We start from the raw sequence: 7,658 nt of genomic DNA, 5'->3' as shown, positions 1-7,658 counted from the left end.
CTTGAGTCAATGGAATTCCCAGAGCCAGTTATTGAGCTTGCTATCGAGCCTAAGACCAAGAATGATCAGGGTAAGATGGGTGAGGCACTCGCAAAGCTTGCTGAGGAGGATCCTACATTCAAGGCTCATACAGACAAAGAGACAGGACAGACAATCATTGCCGGAATGGGTGAGCTTCACCTTGAGGTTATCGTTGATCGTCTTCTCCGTGAGTTCAAGGTTGAGGCAAACGTTGGTGCACCTCAGGTTGCTTACAAGGAGACATTCACAAAGCCAGTTGATATCGACAGCAAGTATGCTAAGCAGTCAGGTGGTCGTGGACAGTACGGTCATTGTAAGGTTAAGTTCGAGCCTATGGATCCTAACGGTGAGGAGACATTCAAGTTCGAGTCAACAGTTGTCGGTGGTGCTATTCCTAAGGAGTACATCCCAGCAGTTGGAGAGGGTATCGAAGAGGCAGCTAAGGCTGGTATCCTTGGCGGCTACCCAGTACTTGGTGTTTATGCTAACGTATACGATGGATCATACCATGAGGTCGATTCATCAGAGATGGCATTCCACATCGCTGGTTCTATGGCATTCAAGGAGGCTATGGCTAAGGCTGACCCAGTTCTTCTTGAGCCTATCATGAAGGTTGAGGTTACAATGCCTGAGGAGTACCTCGGTGATGTAATCGGAAGCTTAAATGCTAAGAGAGGCCAGATCGAGGGTATGGATGATATCGGCGGTGGTAAGATCGTCAGAGCATTCGTTCCACTTGCAGAGATGTTCGGATACTCAACAGAGCTTCGTTCATCAACACAGGGTCGTGGTAACTACTCAATGTTCTTTGAGAAGTACGCTCAGTGTCCAAAGAGCATTCAGGAGAAGGTTATCGCAGAGCATTCTAAGTAAGATATTTGACGAAAGACATTTTCCTGGTCTTTCAGGTCATATAAATAAAAAATTATATATGCTGGCAGGTTAAAGATTACATATCGTTAGCCTGCTGGTATAAAGAGATAAAAAATGGTTGAAAATCTCTAGTATTTTCTATATAATGATTTTTAGCCGAGTAACCCGCGTGGGGTATAATTTTTAAGGAGGATTTTATATCATGGCAAAGGAAAAGTTTAATAGAAGTAAGCCACATTGTAACATCGGTACAATCGGACACGTAGATCACGGTAAGACTACTCTTACAGCTGCTATCACAAAGGTTCTTTCAGAGAGAGTTGCTGGTAACACAGCTACAGATTTCGAGAACATTGATAAGGCTCCAGAGGAGAGAGAAAGAGGTATCACTATCTCTACAGCTCACGTTGAGTACGAGACAGAGAAGAGACATTACGCACACGTTGACTGTCCAGGACATGCTGATTACGTTAAGAACATGATCACTGGTGCAGCTCAGATGGATGGTGCTATCCTTGTTGTTGCTGCTACTGATGGTGTTATGGCTCAGACAAAGGAGCATATCCTTCTTTCACGTCAGGTTGGTGTTCCTTACATCGTTGTATTCCTTAACAAGTGTGATATGGTAGACGATGAGGAGCTTATCGAGCTCGTTGAGATGGAAGTTACAGAGCAGCTTGAGGAGTACGGATTCAATGATTGTCCTATCGTTAAGGGTTCAGCTCTTAAGGCTCTTGAGGATCCAATGGGACCTTGGGGAGACAAGATCATGGAGCTTATGGATACAATTGATTCATATATTCCAGATCCACAGAGAGATACAGATAAGCCATTCATCATGCCTGTAGAGGACGTATTCACAATCACAGGTCGTGGTACAGTTGCTACTGGTAGAGTAGAGGCTGGTGTAATTCACCTCAATGATGAAGTTGAGATCGTTGGTATCAAGCCAGAGATCCAGAAGACAACAGTAACAGGTATCGAGATGTTCAGAAAGCTCCTTGACGAAGGTCAGGCTGGTGATAACATCGGTGCCCTTCTTCGTGGTATCAAGAGAGAGGATATCGTAAGAGGACAGGTTCTTTGTAAGCCAAGTTCAATTACATGTCATACAAAGTTCACAGCACAGGTTTACGTTCTGACAAAGGACGAGGGTGGTCGTCATACACCATTCTTCAACAACTATCGTCCACAGTTCTACTTCAGAACAACAGACGTTACAGGTGTATGTAACCTTCCAGCTGGTACAGAGATGTGCATGCCTGGTGATAACGTAGAGATGACAATCGAGCTCATCCACCCAATCGCTATGAGCCAGGGTCTTACATTCGCTATCCGTGAGGGTGGTAGAACAGTAGGTTCAGGAAGAGTTGCTTCTATCATCGAGTAATCGCTGATAAACCGCATAAATAAAGAATTTTCAGACCTTCGAGGGTTCGCCCTCGGAGGTCTTTTTTTCTGCCTGAAAATGGTTTTTGACCCTATTTTGACCCTATTTTAGAGCAAAAAATAAGCTCTGACCCTACAAATGACATAAAAATCTCAGAGGGAAGATCTAAGGATAGGAGATTTACAGATAGGATAGTAAGGGTACAGGGGATAAAATATTTTGACATACACGTAGATGCGTGTTAATATGAATATAGAAAAAGGTGCTACCGATAGACGGTTAGCCCAAGAAAATTAGTTTGACAAAAATGCCGCTTAGTTTACCAGACCTGGGCGGCTATTTTTGTGGTTTATTACTATCTTTACCGAATGTGTATCCGGCACAAAAGCAGGTGATGCCGAAGCCCACTACTGCAATGAAATCCATAATACTCATTGGCTTAGCCCTCCTTTCCAATTCTTCCTGTAAAAGGTTTCTATGTAATCAGAGGGTCACAGTCCCTCTGGTGAAGGACTAACCGCCTACCGTTATGGTAGCACCCATGTCCCGATTATAGCATCCTGTAATTATGAGGGCAACATGGAAAAGTTGAAAAACGTCGGAAAACAAAAATTTATAAAAAATTAATAATTATTTTTTCTGCTCATAAATGAGCAGATTTTTTTTTGAGATAAGAAAAATCTACTCGTTTATGAGGAGATTTACAGCCTTTTGTGGTCGTTTGACTGTGTATAGAGGAGAAGGTATTATATATACAGAGAGGGGAAAACGTACACCAAACGGCATAAATGCCCCAACATAAATTTAAGGAAAGGATGTGATGGCATGGAGAAAATATATTATTCTGCTGATGATTTGATAGGCTTACTTGGGATCAGTCGCTCTAAAGCATATCAGATGATAAGAAGCCTGAATGCAGAGCTTGAAGCAAATAATTACATCACCATTCCCGGAAAAGTATCACGAGCTTATTTTAATGAGCGATGGTACGGTATGAGTTGTGCATAAGTTCTGAGCAAAGGTGTTAGCCTAGCTAACACCTTTGTTTGTTGAAAGGGGTTGATTTAATGGGTGTGTATAAGGACGATAAGACCGCAAGTTGGTTTTGTAAGTTCTATTTCAAAGACTGGCAAGGTGACAGACACCAGACTACTAAGCGGGGGTTTAAGACAAAAAGGGATGCTTTACGCTGGCAGGCTGATTTCATTGCAAAAGAAAATAGAAGCATGCATATTTCATTTGAAGCATATGTCAAAATATACTTTGAAGACAAGAAGAACAAGCTTAAAGAACGTACTGTCTATAATAAAAAGTACATGATTGACAAGCATATTCTTCCATACTTCAAGAACAAGAAAGTTGATGAGGTTACATCATCGGATATCATTCAGTGGCAGAATGCCATGGAAGAGAAAGGCTATTCACAGACATATCTTCGCATGGTACAGAACCAGCTTACAGCATTATATACGCACGCTGCAAAGATATATGGTCTTAAAAATCCCTGTGTAAGTGTTGAGAAGATGGGAAAATCAGATGCAGATCATATTGATTTCTGGACAAAGGAAGAATATGACAGGTTTATCTCTGTTGTAGATAAGTCTGATAAGTATTACGTGCTTTTTGAATTGCTGTTTTGGACAGGTATACGAATTGGTGATGATGATGATAAAATAAGACTAAATCAACGGAAACCCAGTAAATACAAGGGGTTGAGGCGATTTGGTCCTGAAAAAAACTTGCAACGAATCAACAAATTTATGAAGGAAAGGCCTATCTTTTATAAAAACCTTATTCAGATGAAAGAAAATATTCGCTTTTATCTGAGATGCTTTTACTGTATCACGAAAGTGATGATATTACAATTTAATAGCGAAAACAGGACCGAATTAGCTCGTAATGGATGAAAATCTGTTTAGCTGATTCGGTCATTTTTATTGATTGAAAGGTGATGAAAAAATGGCTAGAATTATTTCTATTGTAAACCAAAAAGGGGGAACTGGAAAGTCCGCATGTACAGCTAATTTAGCAGTAGGATTAGCACAAAAAAATATGAAAGTGTTAATCGTTGATGCCGATCCACAGTCTGATGTATCCGCAGGATTTGGATATCGTGATTGTGATGACAGTAATGAAACACTTACAGTTCTTATGGATGCAGTAATGAAAGATGAAGATATTCCTTCCGACGGTTATATCAGACATCAGGCAGAGGGGATAGACATTATCTGTTCTAACATTGGACTGGCAGGTACGGAAGTACAGTTGGTAAATGCAATGAGCAGGGAATATGTATTGAAACAGATTTTATATGGTATCAAGGATCAATATGATGCAGTCATCATAGATTGTATGCCATCATTGGGAATGATTACGATTAATGCGCTGGCTGCATCGGATGAAGTTCTCATTCCGGTTGAAGCGTCCTACCTACCAATCAAAGGATTGCAGCAACTGTTAAAAACAATCGGCAAGGTCCGTAAGCAGATCAATCCGAAGCTGCAAGTAGGAGGTATTTTGTTTACGATGGTCGATGCTCATACGAATGATGCCAGAAATAATATGGAGCTTCTCAGAAATGCATATGGAAGTCAAATCCATATCTTTGATAATTATATTCCATTTTCTGTAAGAATGAAGGAAGCAGTCAGAGAAGGACAGAGTATTTTCTCTTATGATCCGAAAAGCAAAGCTACAGAGGCTTATCGGAGAGTGACGGAGGAGGTGCTAGAAGATGCCATCTAAAAAAAGAGCAACTCCCGTTTCCTTACAGCCGCTTGATGCATTGTTTGGAACAAACGAAGAGTCAATCAATGGAATTAGTGAGATAGCAATCGGAAGTCTTCATCCATTTCCGAATCATCCATTTCAAGTAAGAGATGATAAGAAAATGGAAGAATTATCAGAAAGTATTATACAATACGGCGTATTGGTTCCTGGCATTGTGCGGTTGAGAGAGTCTGGGGGTTATGAGTTGGTAGCAGGTCATCGGCGAAAACGAGCATGTGAACTTGCAGGATTAGAGAAAATGCCGGTTATCATCAAAGATCTTACGGATGATGAATCAACGGTGATTATGGTAGATTCCAATATTCAAAGAGAAGAACTCTTAATCAGTGAAAAAGCTTTTGCTTATAAAATGAAATATGAGGCATTGAAACGACAGGGTAAGAGATCCGATTTAACTTCTTGCCAAGTTGGCAAGAAGTTGGCGGCAGAGGAAGTCAGTCAGAATACTGAAGATAGTTCCAGACAAATATTAAGATATATTCATTTGACATTGTTACTTCCCGAACTGTTGGAAATGGCAGATGATAAGAAACTTCCTTTTAACACGGCTGTTGAAATTTCATATTTGAGAAATGAAGAACAACAGGTGTTACTTCAGTATATGAGTAATCACAATATGGTACCGTCCATGAAGCAGGCAAAGGAATTGAAACAGATTTCAAAAGAACGGATGTTGACGTATTCAGAGATTGACCAGATTTGCATGAATGAAAGTACTGAAAAAGTTCAAGTGCAGATTCCGGCGAAAAAGTTGAAACAATATTTTCCAGAGACATATACAAAGACTCAGATGGAAGAAATTATATTTATGCTTCTGGCATCGTGGGCAGAAAGAGAGGGTGAAGAATGAGCAATGAAGATATGGCAAGTAGAATACAAGTCTATAGGAAAAAGATAGAAAAGATACGTGTTAAACAGATGAAAAGAGAGAAGTTTAAACATTTGTTGAAAACATTAAGATTATCAGCAGGAAGAAAGTGAAAGTATGGCTTTAAAAAATGTACGAAGATATGATGCGAACGGAAGGGAGCTTACGGAGAAAGATCTGGAAACCTTTCGATTGGATTCTCCTGTGGTTAGAGAAATATTGGCAAACCTCAATCGGGAGGTGACGGAAGGAATCAGACAGAAGGAGAAAAAAGGTGACGATTGAAGATGTAATTAAAAAATCAATTCTGCCGCTGGCATTTATGGTATTCTGGTTTTGGATGACAAAAACAATTATGAAATGAATGTAAATGCGATAAAAGAATGTCGCCTGTTATGCGACTTCCAAATGAGAAAAGTGTGTTATTCTGAGATCAAACAAGAGGCTAATAGAGTCAGGAGGATGACATTATGAGTAAAAAAGGATATAGCAGACCAGGATTCTTTGGATCCATAAACCATTATGATGCAAACGGAAAAAAGTAGGCGAGAGCAGACCAGGATTCTTTGGTGGTATGAACGACTATGATGCAAATGGAAAGAAAATCGGACATAGTTCGCCTTCCTTTTTTGGTGGTATGAATCATTATGACAATAACGGGCATAAAGTAGGTGAGAGTCGACCAGGATTCTTTGGCGGTTTAAACCATTATGATGACAAGGGGCATAAGCGGGGGCATAGCAATCCAGGATTTTTAGGTGGATTCAATCATTACGGTTAAAACTGCACAGAGAGCAGCACAAGCGGCAAGGGCTGCGGCAAAAGCCGCCGTGGTTACGGTAAAGGCGATTGCCAAAGCGACCGCACTTGCCATTAAAGCGATTATTGCCGGAACGAAAGCCTTGATTGCCGCTATCGCCGCAGGCGGCTGGGTGGCGGTTTTGGTTATTATCGTGATTTGCCTGATTGGTATGATCCTCGGCTCAGTATTTGGCATTTTCTTCTCAGACGAAGATTCCGGCACTGGAATGAGTATGCAGACCGTTGTGCAGGAAATCAATACCGAATACGATACCAAGCTGCAAGAGGAAAAGAACTCGGTATCCTATGATGTTCTTGAAATGAGTGGCAGCAGAGCCGTTTGGAAAGAGGTGCTTGCCGTTTACTCTGTAAAAACGAATACGGATCAAGATAACCCCCAAGAGGTTGCCACAATGGACGATGGCAAAAAGCAACTCTTAAAAGACATCTTTTGGGAGATGAATCAAATATCTTCCCGAACAGAGAGCAAGACCGAAACAGTTATTACCGAAACCGATGACGGACACGGTAATATCGTGGAAACTGAAAGCACGGTCACACAAACCTATCTGTATATTACCGTCAGCCACAAGACTGCCGAGGAAATGGCGGCGCAATATGGTTTTAACGAAGAACAGAAAGGCTACCTCGCTGAACTGTTTGCAGATGAAAACAATTACCTTTGGTCACAGGTGCTTTACGGCATTACAGGCGGCGACGGACAGATCGTGACCGTTGCACTCTCTCTGGTTGGCAATGTGGGCGGTCAGCCGTATTGGTCGTGGTACGGTTTTAACTCCCGTGTAGAATGGTGTGCTTGCTTTGTATCTTGGTGTGCCAACGAGTGCGGCTATATCGACGCTGGAGTTATCCCAAAATATGCAGGCTGTGTCAACGGAGTACAATGGTTTAAGG

At 41.3% G+C, this 7,658-nt stretch carries 9 protein-coding genes and 1 pseudogene; all 10 read left to right on the top strand.

Going from position 1 to position 7,658, the window contains the following annotated elements:
* Positions 1–894, top strand: an 894-nt coding sequence (locus ABUA34_RS09295) for a translation factor GTPase family protein (protein ID WP_502880266.1), incomplete at its 5' end; no start/stop codon positions are given.
* A gap of 202 nt (positions 895–1,096) precedes the next feature.
* Positions 1,097–2,284, top strand: coding sequence for an elongation factor Tu (gene tuf / locus ABUA34_RS09290; RefSeq protein ID WP_349823207.1), 1,188 nt, complete (start codon positions 1,097–1,099; stop codon positions 2,282–2,284).
* A gap of 825 nt (positions 2,285–3,109) precedes the next feature.
* Entirely contained in the window at positions 3,110–3,292 is a 183-nt protein-coding gene (locus ABUA34_RS09285; RefSeq protein ID WP_055271913.1) for a hypothetical protein, read from the top strand.
* Between the two features lie 38 nt (positions 3,293–3,330).
* Positions 3,331–4,191: a tyrosine-type recombinase/integrase gene (locus tag ABUA34_RS09280; RefSeq protein WP_349823206.1), complete on the top strand. Its 861-nt coding sequence runs from the start codon at positions 3,331–3,333 to the stop codon at positions 4,189–4,191.
* A gap of 52 nt (positions 4,192–4,243) precedes the next feature.
* The gene (locus ABUA34_RS09275) at positions 4,244–5,029 is read left to right on the top strand and encodes a ParA family protein (protein WP_349823205.1); all 786 of its coding nucleotides are present in this window, start codon (positions 4,244–4,246) and stop codon (positions 5,027–5,029) included.
* Positions 5,019–5,924: a ParB/RepB/Spo0J family partition protein gene (locus ABUA34_RS09270; protein ID WP_027090284.1), complete on the top strand. Its 906-nt coding sequence runs from the start codon at positions 5,019–5,021 to the stop codon at positions 5,922–5,924. Before ABUA34_RS09275 ends, ABUA34_RS09270 begins: the two co-directional genes overlap by 11 nt.
* Entirely contained in the window at positions 5,921–6,055 is a 135-nt protein-coding gene (locus ABUA34_RS09265; RefSeq protein WP_255633202.1) for a hypothetical protein, read from the top strand. The genes ABUA34_RS09270 and ABUA34_RS09265 overlap by 4 nt, the downstream gene beginning before the upstream one ends.
* 4 nt (positions 6,056–6,059) lie before the next feature.
* A complete protein-coding gene (locus ABUA34_RS09260; protein WP_173681429.1) occupies positions 6,060–6,227 on the top strand; it encodes a hypothetical protein in 168 nt (55 codons plus the stop codon).
* 289 nt (positions 6,228–6,516) lie between these two features.
* Positions 6,517–6,723 carry a hypothetical protein gene (locus tag ABUA34_RS09255; RefSeq protein ID WP_012744284.1) on the top strand — a complete coding sequence of 69 codons (207 nt, stop codon included), beginning with the start codon at positions 6,517–6,519 and terminating at the stop codon, positions 6,721–6,723.
* 709 nt (positions 6,724–7,432) lie between these two features.
* Positions 7,433–7,658: pseudogene (locus ABUA34_RS14375) on the top strand (CHAP domain-containing protein); the annotation flags it as partial.

Source organism: Coprococcus sp. RTP21428st1_C9_RTP21428_210409 (assembly GCF_040227395.1).
Classification (GTDB): Bacteria; Bacillota; Clostridia; order Lachnospirales; family Lachnospiraceae; genus Coprococcus; species Coprococcus aceti.
The sequence above is the reverse complement of the archived record's forward strand: the minus strand, read 5'-3'. Positions and strand labels throughout refer to the sequence as shown.